The sequence below is a fragment of the Pseudomonas rubra genome, from assembly GCF_028656935.1.
Classification (GTDB): domain Bacteria; phylum Pseudomonadota; class Gammaproteobacteria; order Pseudomonadales; family Pseudomonadaceae; genus Aquipseudomonas; species Aquipseudomonas rubra.
On sequence record NZ_JAMDGZ010000019.1, the window covers coordinates 163,336 to 180,122 of the forward strand.

The window sequence follows — 16,787 nt, forward strand, 5'->3', positions numbered from 1 at the left end:
CGTTCAGCGCGTGAGGTGTAGAGCATGGCCAATATTATCCTGAAGAAAAAAGACGATGCCCAACGCAGGTTGGGTGATGTGCGCGGCTACGCGCGCAAGATCTGGCTGGCGGGCCTTGGGGCTTACACCCGGGCCGGCCAGGAAGGTGCCGACTACCTCAAGGAGCTGGTCAAGGCCGGTGAATCGGTAGAAAAACGCGGCAAGAAACGCCTGGATGCCGAGCTCGATGCCGCCAACTCCGAGATCGATTCGGTGAAGAGCGAGCTGACCAGCGTCAGGGGCAAGGTCGAGGTTCAACTCGACAAAATCGAAAAGGCTTTCGACACTCGGGTCGCAAGCGCCTTGAATCGCATCGGCATTCCGTCTAAACATGACGTGGAGGCACTCTCTGCCAAGCTCGATGAGCTCACGGCATTGCTTGAACGTGTCGCACGTAAACAATAAGGAGAGCGGGATGGCTGGCAAGAAGACTACTGAGAAAGAAGGCAGCTCCTGGGTCGGGGGGATCGAGAAATATTCCCGCAAGATCTGGCTGGCTGGTTTGGGTATCTACTCCAAGATCGATCAGGATGGCAACAAGCTGTTCGACACCCTGGTCAAGGATGGTGAGAAAGCTGAAAAACTGGCCAAGAGTTCGGTCAACTCGGCCAAGGCAAGCGCCAAGTCGGCGACCTCTCGGGTCAGTGATGTCAAAGACCGCGCACTGGGCAAATGGGGCGAGCTCGAAGAGGCTTTCGACAAACGCCTGAACAGTGCCATCTCGCGCCTGGGCGTGCCGAGCCGCAGTGAGGTCAAGGCGTTGCATTCGAAGGTCGACACGCTGACCAAGCAGATCGAGAAGTTGACCGGTGCATCGGTCACGCCTATCTCGAAAAAGCCAGCGGCGAGCAAGACGGTGGCTAAGCCACTGGCTAAGGCCGCACCGAAAGCTGCGGCCAAACCTGCAGCTAAAACTGCAGCGGCCAAGCCAGCAGCAAAAACTGCTGCCAAGCCTGTGGCCAAACCGGCTGCGGCGAAGAAACCGGCAGCGAGAAAGCCTGCGACCGCCAAGCCTGCTGCAGCGAAACCGGCAGCACCTGCGGCCAGCGCTGCACCGGCAGCAAGCGCAGCTGCAGTGGTAACGGCAGCACCGACCACGACGGCACCTTCGGCACCGGTCAGCTCGATCAGCCAGGCCTGATACTGGCTTTATCGCGGGGCAAGCCCGCTTCCACAGAAACTTTGTGGGAGCGGGCTTGCCCCGCGATGCTTTCAGCCGTCTAGGTACCTCAAGGCCAACTGCTCGGCCGCATGCCGTGACGTGGCCTCCAGGTGCGGCGCCACCAGCATCATCACCTGATACACCACCACCCCCACCTCACCCTCACGGGCCAGCACGCGCTGGTAATCGAGGGAGAACAGCAGGGTCAGGGTGATCTGTTCCACCAGTTGCCCCAGTGCGCGGGTATCGCTAAGCACCTGGCCCTGGGCCTTGAGGCTGGCCAGCAATGCTGCCAGGGTGCGCTTGAGGGCGTTGAGCAGGTTGCGCATGCCGCGCGCCAGCTTGGGCAGGCGCCCGGTCAGGTTCGACAGGTCCTGGAACAGGAAGCGGTACTGGGCCATGCGCTCGACGATCAGGTGCAGAAACAGCCAGTAGTCCTCAGCATCCAGGCGCACTTCCAACGGTGGGTCGAGCAGTGGTGTGAGCTCGTCCTCGAAGCGTTCGAACAACCCCTGCACCAACGGCTCCTTGCCGTGGAAGTGGTAGTAGAGGTTGCCCGGGCTGATGCCCATTTCGTTGGCAATCTCCAGGGTCGAGACATTCGGCTCGCCCTGGCGGTTGAACAGTTGCAGGGCACACTCAAGGATACGGTCGCGGGTTTTCATCCGTTCTTCTTGTTCAGCGCGCCTGTACGTAGCTGCCGGGCGCGGGGTCCATGGGAGGGTAGTTCTGGTTGCCGAGGGCCATCAGGGTTTCGCGCTGGGCGCCGGAGCGTGCCTGAATCCACTCCAGCCACTGCGGCCACCAACTGCCGTCAACCTGCTTGCCGTCATAGAGCCAGGCCCGTGGGTCGCTGCTCAGGCGGGGGTTGTCGACATAGTGCGCTTTGGGGTTGCCCGGCGGGTTGATGATGCTTTGCACATGGCCGCTGTTGGCGAGGATGAAGCGCTTGTCGCCACCCAGCAGCGCTGCCGAGCGATACACCGCATCCCAGGGCGTGATGTGGTCGTTGCTGCCGGCGACGCTGAAGCTGTCGACGTTGACTTTCTGCAGGTCGATCGGTGTGCCGCACACCTCAAGCCCCGCAGCGCGGGCCAGCGGGTTGTGCTTGAAGAAGTCCAGCAGGTCGCCATGCAGGGCGGCCGGCAGGCGGGTGTTGTCGTTGTTCCAGTAAAGGATGTCGAACGCTGGTGGCGCCTTGCCCAGCAGGTAGTTGTTGACCCAGTAGTTCCAGATCAGGTCGTTGGGGCGCATCCAGGCAAACACCCGGGCGATCTCGCGGCCATCGAGTACCCCTTGCTGATACGAGCGGCGCTTGGCCGCTTCCAGGGTCTGCTCGTCGGCGAACAGGCTGGCCGGGCTGTCGATCTGGCTGTCGAGCAGGCTGACCAGGTAGGTGGCGCTGCTGACCCGGCGCAACTGGCGTTTGGCCTGCAAGTGACCTTGCAGTGCAGCCATGGTCAGGCCGCCAGCGCAGGCACCCATGAGGTTGACCTCGCGGCTGCCAGTGATCGCCCGGCACACGTTCAGCGCCTCTTCCAGCGCCTCGACATAGCTCGACAGGCCCCATTCGCGATGCCGCGGGTCGGGGTTACGCCAGCTGACCATAAAGGTCTGCAGGCCGTTCTTGAGCATGTACTGGACGAAGCTGTTGGCCGGGCTCAAGTCGAAGATGTAGTACTTGTTGATCTGTGGCGGTACCACCAGCAGGGGCCTGGCGTACTGTTTTTCGCTCATCGGCTTGTACTGGATCAGTTCCAGCAGCTCGTTGCGAAACACCACCGAACCCGGGGTGGTGGCCAGGTTGCGGCCGACCTCGAAGGCTTGCAGGCTGACCTGGCGCGGCAGGCCGTTGTTGTGGCGCAGATCATCGAGCAGGTGATTGATACCGCGCAGCAGGCTCAGGCCGCCGGAGTTGAACAGCTCCTTGACCGCCAGGGGGTTGAGCGGTGAGTTGCTCGGCGACACGGCGTCGTTGAGCAGGGTGAACAAGAAGTGCGCCCGGGCGCGGTCGTCCGGCTCAAGCTGGCTCTCTTCGATCCACAGGCGGGTCTGTTTCTGCCAGGCCAGGTAGGCTTGCAGGCCACGGCTGTAGAGCGGGTTCTGGCTCCAGGCCGGGTCCTTGAAGCGGTTGTCGCGGGGGCTGGGTTGGTAGGGCGTTTCACCGAGCAGCACTTTGCCCAACTGGTTGCCCAGGGCAAGCATGTGCTTGGCGGTATGCAGCGGGTGGCGCAAGCCATGGCGGCTGACGCTGCGCAAGGTCGAGAGCAGGTCGCGGCCGCGCAGGCCACTGATTGCACTCTGCACGTTCATATAGGTGGCGGGGGCCGGTAACGTCCCCTTCGCGGGTTTGTCTTTCATCAGGCAACACTCCGTCGTCAAGCCATCAACAAACACATCAATGCAAAAGCGACACCAACCTTGCGCCGCGCACCCGGGTTGCCTGGCGTCCCGCCATGGGCTCGGGTGTGGCGGGCGTCTCAGCTGCTGGGGGCGGGCCGAGGGTGCATGACGGCGCGTTGGCGCTCTTGCTGAAGGAACTTCATGATGATCGGGGCGACGGCCTCTGCCCGGGTGATCAGGAACAAGTGACCGTCGTCGATTATGTGTAGCTGGGCATTGGGAATTCGCCAGGCCAGCAGGCGCATGTTGATCAACGGGATCAGCGGATCGTCGTCACCGGCCAGCACCAGCGTTGGCTGCTGGATCTTGTGCAGCCAGTGGATGCTGGTCCAGCCAAGCCCGGCGAACAGCTGCCAGTAGTAACCCAGCTTGCCCCCGGAGCGCACCTTGGCCGCGTGCGACAGGGCCAGGTCCGGGTCACGGCGAAAGGCGCCGCCGTAGATCTGCGGTGCAATGCGGATCACATGGGAGGGTTGCACATAACGCCTGGGGCTGGCCATCAACCAGAGTACCTTGGGCTTGCCCGGAACCATCACCGCGCCCGCAGCGGTGGCAGCCAGTACCAGTTTTTTGCAGCGCTCGGGATAGTCGTGAGCGAACTGTTGGGCCAGGGCGCCGCCCCAGGACACACCGATGGCGTTGACCTGGCCATAGTCGAGGTAATCGAGCATGCGCGCCGTAAGCTTAGCCAGGCCGGGGAAGCGATAGGGGTGGCGTGGTGTGGAAGAGCCGCCGACCCCGGGCACATCGAAGGCAATGACTTCGAGGTCCGGGTCCAGAGCCTGGACAAAGGGGAACACCAGCTCCAGGTTGGCGCCGATGCCATTGAAAATCAGCAACGGCGTCAAGTGCGGCTTGCCGGGTCGGACGGCGGTGCGGATGGTCTGGCCATCCAGGTCGACGGTCCTGAATATATACGGTTGCGGCATGCGCGAAGCCCTGTGGTTGGTAAACGCCGCCGCCCCTGCGAGCTGCGGCGGTGTTCGCTATCAACGCTCGTGAACGTAGGTCCCTGGCGCCGCGGCACCGGCCACATGGGCCTTATTGCCGAGGTTGGCCGGGGCTTTCTTGAGCTTGCCCGAACGCTCGGCCAGCCAGGTTTGCCAATACAGCCACCAGGAGTCGGTGTGCTTGGTCGAGTTCTCTTGCCAGTCGAGGGCGCTAGCGGGCATATCGCTGCTGGTCATGTAGCGCGCCTTGGGGTTGCCCGGCGGATTGAGAATGCTCTGGATGTGGCCGCTGTTGGACAGCAGGAACTCGACCTTGCCGCCAAACAGCTGCGCCGACTTGTAGCACGACTGCCACGGGGTGATGTGATCGGCGGTGCCGGCGACGCTGAAGATATCGGTGGTCACCTGCTTGAGGTCGATCGGCGTGCCGCACACTTCCAGTGCATCGGGGCGCAGCAGTGGATTGTTTTTGAACATTTCGATCAGGTCGCCGTGGAAGGCGGCCGGCAGGCGTGTGGTGTCGTTGTTCCAGAACAAGATGTCGAACACCGGTGGCTCGTTGCCCAGCAGGTAATTGTTGACCCAGTAGTTCCAGATCAGGTCGTTGGGGCGCATCCAGGCGAACACCTTGGCCATGTCGCGGCCTTCGAGCACCCCGGCCTGGTAGGAATGGCGCTTGGCCGCTTCCAGGGTCTGCTCGTCGACGAACAGCGCCACCTGGGTGTCGAGGGTGGTGTCGAGCACGCTAACCAGCAGGGTCAGGGCGTTGACTTTTTTCTCGCCGAGCGCCGCGTAATGGCCCACCAGAGCGGTGCAGGTGATGCCGCCGGAACAGGCACCGAGCATGTTCAGGTCCTTGCTGCCGGTGATTGCCAGGACCACCTCGACCGCTTCCTTGAGTGCGTCGATATAGGTCGACAGGCCCCATTCGCGCTGGGACTTGGTCGGGTTGCGCCAACTGACGATGAAGGTCTGCACGTTGGAACGCAGGCAGAAGCGCGCCAGGCTCTTGTCCGGGCTGAGGTCGAAGACATAGAACTTGTTGATTTGCGGTGGCACCACCAGCAGCGGCTTTTCCAGCACCTGCTCGGTGATTGGCCGGTACTGGATCAGCTCCAGCACATCGTTGCGAAACACCACCGCACCTTCGCTGGTCCCCAGATTCTTGCCGACCTCGAAGGCATCCATGTTCACCTGGCTGGGCATGCCGCCGTTGTTGACCATGTCCTTGGCCAGGTTCGACAGGCCATCGAGCAGGCTCTTGCCGCCGGTTTCGAAGAAGCGTTTGACTGCCGCAGGGTTGGCTGCGGTGTTGGTCGGCGCCATGGCCTCGGTCATCAGGTTGATGACAAAGTGACCGCGGCTGATGTCCTGGTCACTGAGGTTGCTGGTATCGATCCAGTCGTGCAGCTCCTTGCGCCAGGCCAGGTAAGTCTGCAGGTAGCGGCGATACAGCGGGTTCTGGCTCCAGGCCGGATCATGAAAACGACGGTCGTCGCTCTCCGGGTGCAAGCTCGACTTGCCGAAGATCACATCCTTGAGTTCCATGCCGAAATGGGCGACATGCTTGGCACTGTGCAGCGGTTGACGAATGGCCTGGCGCAGCACCATTCGAGCAGAAGTCAGCAAATCCTTGCGGCGCAAGCCGATCACCGGGTTCAGACCCAGGGTGTTTTCCGAGGCTTGGCGCTGCAGGTCATCGTTATTCTTGTTACTCATCTACGACGCTCCGTTGTCCTGAGACGAGTACCGGTTTGACTGTGCGCGTTACACAGACTAACGCCCGGTACTGCTGCTCGGGTGACCAGTGATAACGAACTGCGGTCCTGCGGCCGGATGCAAACGACGATGAGCCCTGCGGGTTTGTTCTGCGTGAGAAGACTGCCTGCTTTCGCTCGCGACCTCTACATACCGGCCCGACCCTGCATTAAATCCGATGCAGGGACCTTGCCAGATCCATTGGTTACCCGACTTTTTGGTATTGCGCAAGACGGCCACTCATTGGCCGTGGTGCAGGCATTCAAGCAAATAGAATTAGAAAATGCGCTCTAAACCCTGAAGGGTCCGGGCTAGAGCATCAGCTTGACGATCGACTCGTTGGGGTCGCGGGATTTTCCGGCCTTGGCCAGTTCGTCGAGATAGTCTGCCCAGAGCGCCTCTTGGCGCAGGCACAACTGCTCAAGGTATTCCCAGGTGAACAGGCCGCTGTCGTGGCCGTCGTCGAAGGTCAGTTTCAGTGCGTACTGGCCGGCAGGCTCCAGCCCGCTCAGGCCAACGCCAAGCTTGCCGTGCTGCAGGATCGGATTGCCGTGGCCCTGGACCTCGGCGGAGGGGGAGTGCACGCGCAGGAACTCGGCGGGCAGTTGGTACGCCTCGTCTGGCCCGTAGGTCAGGGTGAGGGTCTTGGAGGCTTTGTGCAAGTTGATGCCGGTAGGGAGTCTGGCCATGTGGTTCAGGGCCGCTAGGCGGCCCTGCCTGTAAGAGAGAAAGGCTTACAGAATATAACGAGAAAGGTCTTCGTTCTGCGCCAATTCGCCCAGGTGGCCGTTGACGTAGTCGGAGTCGATGCGGATCGGAGCTTCACTGTGGGCGCTGGCCAGGTCACCGGCGCTGAACGACACCTCTTCGAGCAGGCGCTCAAGCAAGGTGTGCAGGCGACGGGCACCGATGTTCTCGGTCTTTTCGTTGACCTGCCAGGCAATCTCGGCCAGGCGCTTGATACCGTCGGCGGCGAACTCGATGTTCAGGCCTTCGGTCTTGAGCAGCTCGCGGTATTGCTCGGTGAGCGAGGCGTGGGGTTCGCTGAGGATGCGCTCGAAGTCTTCCGGGCTCAGGGCCTTGAGTTCGACACGGATCGGCAGGCGGCCTTGCAGCTCGGGCACCAGGTCGCTCGGCTTGCTCAGGTGGAAGGCACCGGAGGCGATGAACAGGATATGGTCGGTCTTGACCATGCCCAGCTTGGTGTTCACCGTGCAGCCTTCGATCAGCGGCAGCAGGTCGCGCTGTACGCCTTCACGCGAGACATCTGCGCCGCCGACGTTGCCGCGCTTGGCTACCTTGTCGATTTCGTCGATGAACACGATGCCGTGCTGCTCGACTGCTTCCAGGGCCTTGGCCTTGAGTTCATCCTCATTGACCAGGCGCCCGGCCTCTTCGTCGCGCACCAGCTTGAGCGCTTCCTTGACCTTGAGCTTGCGGCTCTTGCGCTTGCCCTTGCCCATGTTGGCGAACAGGTTCTGCAACTGGTTGGTCATCTCTTCCATGCCCGGTGGCGCGGAAATGTCGACACCCACGGCCTCGGCCACTTCGATCTCGATTTCCTTGTCATCGAGCTGGCCTTCGCGCAGGCGCTTGCGGAACAGCTGACGGGTATTGGAGTCCTGGCTGGTGACCTGGTCTTCATTGAAACCGGTGCGTGCCGGCGGCAGCAGGGCATCGAGGATGCGCTCTTCGGCGGCGTCTTCGGCGCGGTGGCCGACGCGGATGATTTCCTGCTCGCGGAGCATCTTGATCGCGGCATCGGCCAGGTCACGGATGATCGACTCGACGTCACGGCCGACATAGCCAACTTCGGTGAACTTGGTCGCTTCGACCTTGATGAACGGTGCGTTGGCCAGTTTCGCCAGGCGTCGGGCGATTTCGGTCTTGCCGACACCGGTCGGGCCGATCATCAGGATGTTCTTTGGCGTCACTTCAACGCGCAGCTCGGCCGGCAGTTGCATGCGCCGCCAGCGGTTGCGCAAGGCGATGGCGACGGCGCGCTTGGCGTCGTCCTGGCCGATGATGTGACGGTTGAGTTCGTGGACGATCTCGCGGGGGGTCATGGACATGATAGTGATGGTCCTTGGGCTCGATGAATCAGCGTGGAAAAGCCCGGCCACCGGGGCCGGGCGCCAGAACAGCTGAGTTACTCGGCCAGGTCCTGCTCCTCGATGGTCAGGTGATGGTTGGTGAACACACAGATGTCACCGGCAATGTTCAGTGCGGTCTCGGCGATTTCGCGGGCCGACAGGTCGGTCTTCTGCAGCAGGGCGCGAGCGGCGGCCTGGGCGTAGGCGCCACCGGAACCCATGGCGATCAGGCCATCTTCTGGTTCGACCACGTCACCGTTGCCGGTGATGATCAAGGAGGCGTCCTTGTTGGCGACGGCCAGCATGGCTTCCAGGCGGCTCAGGGAGCGGTCGGTACGCCATTCCTTGGCCAGCTCGACGGCAGCGCGGATCAAATGGCCCTGATGTTTCTCAAGCTGCCCTTCAAAGCGCTCGAACAGGGTGAAGGCATCGGCGGTGGCACCGGCGAAACCGGCGATGACCTGGCCGTGGTACAGGCGGCGGACCTTCTTGGCGTTGCCTTTCATCACGGTGTTGCCGAGGGAAACCTGGCCGTCGCCGCCCATGACGACTTTGCCGTGGCGGCGAACTGAAACGATGGTGGTCAAGGGAGAGTCTCCACGCAGCGGGGCGAAAATGCCTGATGCAGACTCATATGGGGGTGCAGGGAAGGATTTCAACCTTACAGGATGAGCGGTATTGGCTATCGCGGGGCAAGCCCGCTCCTACACGGATGGGTGAAATCCTGTGGGAGCGGGCTTGACCCGCGATGTGGCAATGCAGACTCAGGCTTCGTGGCTGATATGCCCATCGACCAAGGTATAACGCACCGCGCCTGGCAGGCAGTGGCCGATGAACGGGCAGTTGTCGCCTTTGGAACGCCACTGCTCGCCAGCAACGGTCGAGGCCTTGGCGTCGAACAGCACCAGGTCCGCCGCACCGCCAACCTTCAGTTCGCCCGCCGGCAGGCGCAGCGCCGCTGCAGGCCCTGCAGACAAACGTTGCAACAAAGTTGGCAGGTCCAGCAGGCCGTCTTCCACCAGGGTCATGGCCAGCGGCAGCAACACGTCGACACTGCTGATGCCCGGTTCGGTCGCGCCGAACGGTGCCAGCTTGGCGTCGCGCTCGTGGGGCTGGTGGTGGCTGGAGATCGCCTGGATCACCCCGGACTTCACCGCAGCGCGCAGGCCGTCACGGTCGGCGCGGGTGCGCAGTGGCGGTTGCACGTGGTACAGGCTGGAAAAGTCGCGCAGCGCTTCATCGGTCAGAATCAGCTGGTACAAGGCCACGTCTGCGGTGACCGGCAGGCCAAGCTCTTGGGCCTGTGCGATCAGCCGCGCACCGCGGGCGCTGGTCAGCTGGCTGAAGTGCGCGCGCACGCCGGTTTGTTCGACCAGCAGCAGGTTACGCGCCAGGGCCACGGTTTCGGCGGTTTCCGGAATGCCCGGCAAGCCGAGGAAGCTGGCCATGGCGCCTTCGTGGGCCAGGCCGTCCTGGGCCAGGTCGCGGTCCTGGGAATGGAAGATCACCGTCAGATCGAAGGTTGCGGCGTACTCCAGGGCGCGGGCCAGGGTACGGTTGTTGGCAAAGGCATTGAGGCCGTTGCCGAAGGCCACGCAGCCGGCGTCGCGCAGGGCGATCAGTTCGGCGAGCTGCTCGCCTTCCAGGCCTTTGCTCAGGGCGCCGATCGGGTAGACCTTGCTGTGCCCGGCTTCGCGGGCGCGGTCGAGGATCAGCTCGGCCACTGCCGAGGTGTCCAGCACTGGCTTGGTCTGTGGTGGGCAGCACAGGCTGGTGACGCCACCGGCAGCGGCGGCGCGGGTTTCGCTGGCAATACTGCCTTTGCGGCTGTAGCCGGGCTCGCGCAGGGCGACGTTGAGATCGACCAGGCCGGGGGCGGCCACCAGGCCCTGGGCATCGATGCTGCGCGCAGGCTTGAAGCCTGCCGGAGCGGCGCCGATGGCAATGATCTTGCCGGCATCGATGTGCAGGTCAGTGGTCTGGTCCAGGCCGCTCAGCGGGTTGATGACCCGGGCGCCGAGAATACTGAGGCTCACTGGGCGTTCTCCTGCTCGAATTGACGTTGCGCGGTCTGTCCGCTCATGGCCATGGACAGCACCGCCATGCGCACGGCGATGCCGTAGGTGACCTGGTTGAGGATCACCGAGTGGGCGCCGTCGGCCACTGCCGACTCGATCTCCACGCCGCGGTTGATCGGCCCCGGGTGCATGACGATGGCATCCGGCTTGGCCCCAGCCAGGCGCGCGGTGGTCAGGCCGAACAGGCGGTAGAACTCGCCTTCGCTGGGCAGCAGGCCACCGGCCATGCGCTCACGCTGCAGGCGCAGCATGATCACCACGTCGACGTCCTTGAGGCCTTGTTCCAGGTCTGTATAAACCTTCACGCCGTACTGCTCGATACCGATCGGCAGCAGGGTTTTCGGGCCGATGACGCGGATATCCGGGCAGCCCAGGGTTTTCAGCGCGAGCATGTTCGAGCGCGCCACCCGCGAGTGCAGGATGTCGCCGACGATCGCCACCGAGAGGTTCTCGAAACCGCCTTTGTGCCGACGAATGGTGAGCATGTCGAGCATGCCCTGGGTCGGGTGGGCGTGGCGGCCGTCGCCGCCGTTGATGATCGCCACCTCCGGGCACACGTGCTCGGCGATGAAGTGCGCAGCACCCGAGTCGCCGTGACGCACGACGAACATGTCGGCGGCCATGGCTTCGAGGTTGCGCAGGGTGTCGAACAGGGTTTCGCCCTTGCTGGTCGAGGAGGTCGACACGTTCAGGGTGATAACGTCGGCTGACAGCCGCTGGGCGGCCAGTTCGAAGGTGGTGCGGGTACGGGTGGAATTCTCGAAGAACACGTTGCAGACGGTCTTGCCGCGCAGCAACGGGACCTTCTTCACGGCCCGGGCGCCGACTTCGAGGAACGAGTCGGCAGTGTCGAGGATTTCGGTCAGCAGTTCGCGGGGCAAACCGTCGAGCGAGAGAAAGTGGCGCAGCTGGCCCTGATCATTGAGCTGCAGCGGGCGCTTGGCGTCGATTGGCGTCATCGCGGGGGACTCTTTAAAGGGCGGAGGCGCAGGGGAGGTCCTGGCGCTCGAGGGCGAGCGGTGCGGGTCCGGTCAATTTTACCCGTTCATGGGCGGCCAGCGACAGGGTGGCACCGACTACATTCGGCCGGATCGGCAATTCACCGGCATCCAGGTCGAGCAGGCAGACCAGGGTCACGCTGGCCGGGCGGCCATAGTCGAACAGTTCGTTGAGGGCGGCGCGAATGGTACGCCCGCTCATCAGTACGTCGTCGATCAGCACCAGGTGCTGGCCTTCGATCTCGAAGGGCAAGTCTGACGGGCGCACCTGCGGGTGCAGGCCGTTCTGGCTGAAGTCGTCGCGGTAGAAGGAAACGTCGAGGGTGCCCAGGGCGGTGTCGCTGCCCAGCTCTTTCAGCAATGCCTGGGCAACCCAGACACCACCGGTGCGGATACCGATGAAACGCGGTTCGGCAATGGCGCGCCGGGCCAGATGGGCACGAAGGTCGACAGCCATCTGCCGGATCAGTTCGGCGGGATTGGGTAGGCTCATGCTTGCTCCTCAAGAGGCCGGGGAGCGGTGCGCTGGCCCGGCTTGAATGCGATGATCGGGTCTCAGGCCCCGGTATTGGCCTCCAGCCAGCCCTGCAGCAGCAAGGCGGCGGCAATCGCGTCCACCGGGTTGTCGCGGTAACTGCCGCGCTGGCCGCCACGGGCCATGCGTTCGCCCTTGGCCTCGAAGGTGGTCAGGCGTTCGTCGTGGGTGTGTACCGGCAGGTTGAAACGGCCATTGAGGCGGCGGGCGAATTTTTCTGCGCGCTCGCTCATTTCGCTGGGGCTGCCGTCCATGTTCAATGGCAGGCCGACCACCAGGGCATCGGGTTTCCACTCCTTGATCAGTTTTTCCACCTGGGCCCAGTCCGGCGTGCCGTTCTGCGCCTTGAGGGTGCACAGCTCGCGGGCCTGGCCGGTGATCACCTGGCCGACCGCGACGCCGATCTGGCGGCTGCCGTAATCAAAGCCCAGCAGCAGGCGTACTTCGGCCATCAGGCGTGCCCCGCCTGGCTGGTCAGCAGGCTGAGGTTGATTCCCAGGCTGGCGGCGGCTGCGGCCAGGCGCTGTTCGCAGGCCATGCCGAAGATGATCTCGGGGTCGAATTTGCAGTTCAGCCAGGCGTTGTCGGCCAGCTCCGCTTCCAGTTGCCCGGCTTCCCAGCCGGCATAACCGAGGGTGATCAGGCTCTTTTTCGGCCCAAGGCCGTCGGCAATGGCGAACAGCACGTCCTGGGAGGTGGTCAGCGACAGGCCATCGAGCTCGACGGTGGCCTGGAAGGTGCGGTCACTGGTGTGCAGGACGAAGCCGCGGTCGGTTTGCACCGGGCCGCCGGTGTAGATCGGGACGTGAATGCTGCTGGCGGGCGGCTCGACGTCCGTGCGCAGCTGTTCGAGGATATCGGCCAGGTTGAGCTCCAGCGGCCGGTTGACCACCAGTCCCATCGCCCCATTGGCGTTGTGCTCGACGATGTAGGTCAAGGTCTGCGCGAAGTTCGGGTCGGCCATGTGCGGCATGGCAATCAGGAACTGATGCTTGAGGTAATCCGGGCTGAGGTTCTTCATGGCTGATAGTGTGGCGGCGAGCGGCCACGCTGACAAGGTGCTGCGATCACCTTGTCAGCTTTACTGTGGGGTTACTTGAACAGTTTGACCACTTCTTCGGTGTACAGGGTTGGCGACTCTTCAGCGGCCGACAGCACGTACTCCTGGACGGTCTTCTGCTTGGCCTGCGGGTACTTGGCCAGGTAACTCTCGGGGAACGCCGGTGCCTTGAGGCTTGCGCCGGCCTTGATCAGCGCAGCGACGCAGTCCGGGTTGTCCATGCGGGCGGCTTCTTGCAGCGGTGTACCGACCGGGAAGGTGCCTTGTTGCTCGTGGTAGGCATCGATCGAGCTGCCTTTTTTCAGCAGCAGGGCGATGCGCTGGGCGGCTTGCGGGTCGGGCTGGCCGTTCATTTCAAAGGCGCGTTCGCAGACGTGATGCAGCGGCGTCGTGCCGGTCAGGGTTACCTGATACGGATTGGCGCCGGCAGCGACCAGCAGCTTGATCACTTCCAGGTTCGAGGCACCCGGTCCGGTCAGAGGGGTAAAGCCGTTCGGCCGCACCGCCTTGGCATCGGCGCCAGAAGCCAGCAACAGTTTGATCAATTCGGGTGAGCCCTTGCGTGCCGCAGTGTTCAGCGGTGTGGCGGAATCGCCCTGGGCGATCACGTTGACGTCGGCGCCGGCTTTAATCAGGCCCTTGACCATGCGCAGGTCGGCCTCGGAAGCCTTGGACTGTTCGGCCTGGTTGAGGACGAACAGCAGCAGGGTTTCGCCGTTCTCCTGGATCGGGGCTTTGGCGTCGATCTTCGGCAGGAACAACTCGAACGGCGCGACGATCTTGTAGGAGGCTGCCAGGAACATCGGCTGGCCTTTGGGATCGGCACCCTGGTCGAGCAGGGCCTGGATCTTGGCCAGGCGCGCCGGCGTTTCATCGTACTTGTATTCGCCGACTTCGTTGTAAAGCTGCTTCGACAGCTCGGCGGCGCTGGCGAAGGCTGCGCCAGGCAGTGCGCAAGCGGCCAGGGCCAAGGCCAAGGCAGCGGTTTTACGGGCGAAACGGATGCGCGACATCAAAAGAGTCCTTTCTTGGGGGGATATACGGGCGCGCATAATCGCAGCATGGCTATTGTTTTGCCATCAGGCGGAGCCTTAGATCAGTTGCTTTGCAGTCGATCGCCGCGGGCGAAACGCCAGGTACGGATGATCTCCAGCCGGTCGATATCGGCAAGGTCGCCGGTAAACGGCGCGAACGGAGCGGCCAGGCGCACGATGCGTTGCGCAGCCTGGTCGAGCAGGGGCTGGCCGGAGGACTCCAGCACCAGCACTTCATACAACGAGCCGTCGCGGTTGATCGACACCATCAGCCGCAAGCTGCCATAGATCTGCTGGCGTCGGGCTTCGTCAGGGTAATTGAGGTTGCCGATGCGCTCGACCTTCTTGCGCCACTCATCCTTGTACCAGGCGCCCTTGTCGCGCATGGTCGAGGCGGCATTGAGGCGGTGGATGCGCGGACGTTTGGCATACAACTGTTGCTCATTGGACAGCTCGGCTTCTAGGCTGGCAATCTGGCTGGACAACTGCGAGCTGTCGAAATCCGGGGTCGCGGCCTTGGGTGTAGGCTGCGGCTTGCTTTCCTTGGGCCGGGTTTCGACTTTTTCCGGCTTTGGCGCCTTGGTTGCGACCACCGCTTTAGGCGGCGTCGGTTGTGGCTGCACCTCGGGCTTGGCGGCCGGGGGCGGGGTGACCTTGTTGATCTTGCTGTCCTGGAAGGGTGCCACTTCGGTGGTTTTCGGCAGCGCTTTCTTATCCAGGGTGCCGCTGCCTTGCTGGTTGTCCTGGGCCAGGTAGTCAGCTTTGCTCGGCGCCTTCTCGCTCTTGAAGGTGGCCAGGGTGATTTCCATGGTCCGGCGGATTTCTTCGGGCTTGGCGAAGGTGAAACCGACGCCGAGGATCAGCGCCAGGTGCAGCAGCGCCGCCAGGAACAGGGTAAAGCCCAGGCGGTCCACCGGGCGTACGCGGGGTGGAGAGAAGTCGGCAGGGATGTCAGCAGGAAGCGTCATCAGGTATCCAGCAGCTGCAAAAACCGGGGAAAACCGGCAGAACAGGTGCCCAGGTCATAAAAACGACCGGCATGATACCCCACTCTGCGCGGTTGCTCCGCGTCGGTTGTCAGCGCGCCTTGAGCTTGCGATCAATGGCATCCATCAACAGCACGCCAATACGGGTGCCGAAGGCGTTATCGATTTCGCGGATGCAGGTCGGGCTGGTGACGTTGATTTCGGTCAGGTGTTCGCCGATCACGTCCAGGCCAACGAACAGCAGGCCCTTCTCGCGCAGGGTCGGGCCGACCTGTGCAGCGATCCAGCGGTCGCGGTCGGTCAGCGGCCGGGCTTCGCCACGGCCACCGGCGGCCAGGTTGCCACGGGTTTCGCCAGACGCCGGAATGCGCGCCAGGCAGTAAGGCACCGGCTCACCATCGATCATCAGGATGCGCTTGTCGCCGTCCTTGATGGCCGGCAGATAGCCTTGCGCCATGATTTGCTGGGCGCCATTGGCGGTCAGGGTTTCGAGGATCACCGAGAGGTTCGGATCGCCCGGGCGATGGCGGAAGATCGAGGTGCCGCCCATGCCGTCCAGGGGCTTGAGGATGGTGTCGCCCTGCTGGTTGACGAACTCGCGCAGGATATCGGCGCGGCGGCTGACCAAGGTCGGTGGGGTGCACTGCGGGAACAGTGTGGCGAACAGCTTCTCGTTGCAGTCGCGCAGGCTTTGCGGGCGGTTGACCACCAGCACCCCGGCGGCTTCGGCCTGCTCCAGCAGGTAGGTGCTGTAGACGAACTCCATGTCGAACGGCGGATCCTTGCGCATCAGGATCACGTCCAGCTCGCTCAGGGCGCTGTCTTGTTCTGCATCAAGCTCGAACCAGTGCTCGGGGTCGGCGAAGACTTTCAGTGGGCGCATGCGCGCACGGGCTTCACCGGCGCCTTGGTAGAGGTCCTGCTGTTCCATGTAAAACAGCGACCAGCCGCGCTCCTGGGCGGCCAGCAACATGGCTAGCGAGCTGTCCTTTTTATAGGAAATGCGCGCAATGGGGTCCATGACAATCCCGAGGCGAACGCTCATGGGCTAAATCCTCTCAGCGGCAATGGGCCGCATTGGCTCGAATGAAAAGTGGCGTCAGGGTGGCGCTCGCAGCGCTGGCGGTCAAGGGAAAAACGCATCCTGGCCAGTGCGTTGGCGGGCGTCGGCGCGGGCCGATGGAATGCACCCCCCAGAGTGTGCTAAAAAGGCCTGGCACGTGGCCTGCACGGCCTTCCAGGCGACGCTAGAGCAGCGATGGTAGAGCAATTATGGAACAGCCCGGCGCGGCATTGAAGGTAATGGTGATCGACGACTCCAAGACGATTCGCCGCACCGCTCAGATATTGCTCAGTGAAGCAGGATGTGAGGTCATTACGGCCATCGACGGTTTCGACGCCCTGGCCAAGATCATCGACCACCAGCCACAGATCATTTTCGTCGACGTGCTGATGCCGCGTCTGGACGGTTACCAGACCTGTGCCCTGATCAAGCAGAACAGCAGCTTCAAGGACACGCCGGTGATACTCCTGTCGTCCCGCGATGGCCTGTTCGACAAGGCCCGCGGCCGTGTCGTCGGATCTGATCAATTTTTGACCAAGCCTTTCAGCAAGGAAGAACTGCTGGATGCAATCCGCACCCATGTGCCCGGATTCGCCGCAGAAGAACAACACGCACCCTGACACTGCGT

18 protein-coding genes are annotated in these 16,787 nt (G+C 63.0%); 3 read left to right on the plus strand and 15 right to left on the minus strand.

Annotated elements, in window-relative coordinates; translation table 11 throughout:
• The first annotated feature begins 24 nt into the window (after nt 1-24).
• The gene (locus tag M5G17_RS10270) at nt 25-444 is read left to right on the plus strand and encodes a phasin family protein (RefSeq protein WP_273892812.1); all 420 of its coding nucleotides are present in this window, start codon (nt 25-27) and stop codon (nt 442-444) included.
• Between the two features lie 10 nt (nt 445-454).
• Nucleotides 455-1,180 carry a phasin family protein gene (locus M5G17_RS10275; protein WP_273892813.1) on the plus strand — a complete coding sequence of 242 codons (726 nt, stop codon included), beginning with the start codon at nt 455-457 and terminating at the stop codon, nt 1,178-1,180.
• 71 nt (nt 1,181-1,251) lie between these two features.
• Here the strand turns inward: M5G17_RS10275 and M5G17_RS10280 are convergent, their stop codons facing one another.
• The 15 genes from M5G17_RS10280 to gshB form a co-directional block, all read right to left on the minus strand.
• Nucleotides 1,252-1,866, minus strand: coding sequence for a TetR/AcrR family transcriptional regulator (locus M5G17_RS10280; RefSeq protein WP_273892814.1), 615 nt, complete (start codon nt 1,864-1,866; stop codon nt 1,252-1,254).
• Between the two features lie 13 nt (nt 1,867-1,879).
• Nucleotides 1,880-3,562, minus strand: a complete 1,683-nt coding sequence (phaC, locus tag M5G17_RS10285) for a class II poly(R)-hydroxyalkanoic acid synthase (protein ID WP_273892815.1) — start codon at nt 3,560-3,562, stop codon at nt 1,880-1,882.
• Between the two features lie 119 nt (nt 3,563-3,681).
• On the minus strand, nt 3,682-4,533 hold the full coding sequence (phaZ, locus tag M5G17_RS10290; RefSeq protein WP_273892816.1) for a poly(3-hydroxyalkanoate) depolymerase: 852 nt from the start codon (nt 4,531-4,533) through the stop codon (nt 3,682-3,684).
• A 60-nt stretch (nt 4,534-4,593) separates the two neighbouring features.
• Nucleotides 4,594-6,273 carry a class II poly(R)-hydroxyalkanoic acid synthase gene (phaC, locus tag M5G17_RS10295; protein ID WP_273892817.1) on the minus strand — a complete coding sequence of 560 codons (1,680 nt, stop codon included), beginning with the start codon at nt 6,271-6,273 and terminating at the stop codon, nt 4,594-4,596.
• A 350-nt stretch (nt 6,274-6,623) separates the two neighbouring features.
• Entirely contained in the window at nt 6,624-7,001 is a 378-nt protein-coding gene (locus M5G17_RS10300) for a gamma-butyrobetaine hydroxylase family protein (RefSeq protein ID WP_273892818.1), read from the minus strand.
• 45 nt (nt 7,002-7,046) lie between these two features.
• Nucleotides 7,047-8,384, minus strand: coding sequence for an ATP-dependent protease ATPase subunit HslU (hslU, locus tag M5G17_RS10305; protein ID WP_273892819.1), 1,338 nt, complete (start codon nt 8,382-8,384; stop codon nt 7,047-7,049).
• Nucleotides 8,385-8,461: 77 nt separating this feature from the next.
• Nucleotides 8,462-8,992 carry an ATP-dependent protease subunit HslV gene (gene hslV / locus M5G17_RS10310; RefSeq protein WP_038615396.1) on the minus strand — a complete coding sequence of 177 codons (531 nt, stop codon included), beginning with the start codon at nt 8,990-8,992 and terminating at the stop codon, nt 8,462-8,464.
• Nucleotides 8,993-9,169: 177 nt separating this feature from the next.
• Entirely contained in the window at nt 9,170-10,441 is a 1,272-nt protein-coding gene (locus M5G17_RS10315) for a dihydroorotase (RefSeq protein WP_273892820.1), read from the minus strand.
• Nucleotides 10,438-11,442, minus strand: a complete 1,005-nt coding sequence (locus tag M5G17_RS10320) for an aspartate carbamoyltransferase catalytic subunit (protein WP_038997542.1) — start codon at nt 11,440-11,442, stop codon at nt 10,438-10,440. The genes M5G17_RS10315 and M5G17_RS10320 overlap by 4 nt, the downstream gene beginning before the upstream one ends.
• A 13-nt stretch (nt 11,443-11,455) precedes the next feature.
• Nucleotides 11,456-11,974 carry a bifunctional pyr operon transcriptional regulator/uracil phosphoribosyltransferase PyrR gene (pyrR, locus tag M5G17_RS10325; RefSeq protein WP_273892821.1) on the minus strand — a complete coding sequence of 173 codons (519 nt, stop codon included), beginning with the start codon at nt 11,972-11,974 and terminating at the stop codon, nt 11,456-11,458.
• A 62-nt stretch (nt 11,975-12,036) separates the two neighbouring features.
• Nucleotides 12,037-12,468: a Holliday junction resolvase RuvX gene (ruvX, locus tag M5G17_RS10330; protein WP_038997540.1), complete on the minus strand. Its 432-nt coding sequence runs from the start codon at nt 12,466-12,468 to the stop codon at nt 12,037-12,039.
• Entirely contained in the window at nt 12,468-13,037 is a 570-nt protein-coding gene (locus tag M5G17_RS10335; protein WP_273892923.1) for a YqgE/AlgH family protein, read from the minus strand. The genes ruvX and M5G17_RS10335 overlap by 1 nt, the downstream gene beginning before the upstream one ends.
• Nucleotides 13,038-13,108: 71 nt before the next feature.
• Nucleotides 13,109-14,089 carry an ankyrin repeat domain-containing protein gene (locus M5G17_RS10340; RefSeq protein ID WP_273892822.1) on the minus strand — a complete coding sequence of 327 codons (981 nt, stop codon included), beginning with the start codon at nt 14,087-14,089 and terminating at the stop codon, nt 13,109-13,111.
• Between the two features lie 83 nt (nt 14,090-14,172).
• Nucleotides 14,173-15,078, minus strand: a complete 906-nt coding sequence (locus tag M5G17_RS10345; protein ID WP_273892823.1) for an energy transducer TonB — start codon at nt 15,076-15,078, stop codon at nt 14,173-14,175.
• Between the two features lie 109 nt (nt 15,079-15,187).
• Nucleotides 15,188-16,141 carry a glutathione synthase gene (gene gshB / locus M5G17_RS10350; RefSeq protein ID WP_273892824.1) on the minus strand — a complete coding sequence of 318 codons (954 nt, stop codon included), beginning with the start codon at nt 16,139-16,141 and terminating at the stop codon, nt 15,188-15,190.
• A gap of 227 nt (nt 16,142-16,368) precedes the next feature.
• Between gshB and pilG the strand changes: the two genes are divergently transcribed.
• Nucleotides 16,369-16,779 (plus strand): twitching motility response regulator PilG, encoded by a 411-nt coding sequence (gene pilG / locus M5G17_RS10355; protein ID WP_273892825.1) that lies wholly within the window; start codon nt 16,369-16,371, stop codon nt 16,777-16,779.
• Nucleotides 16,780-16,787: the final 8 nt, after the last annotated feature.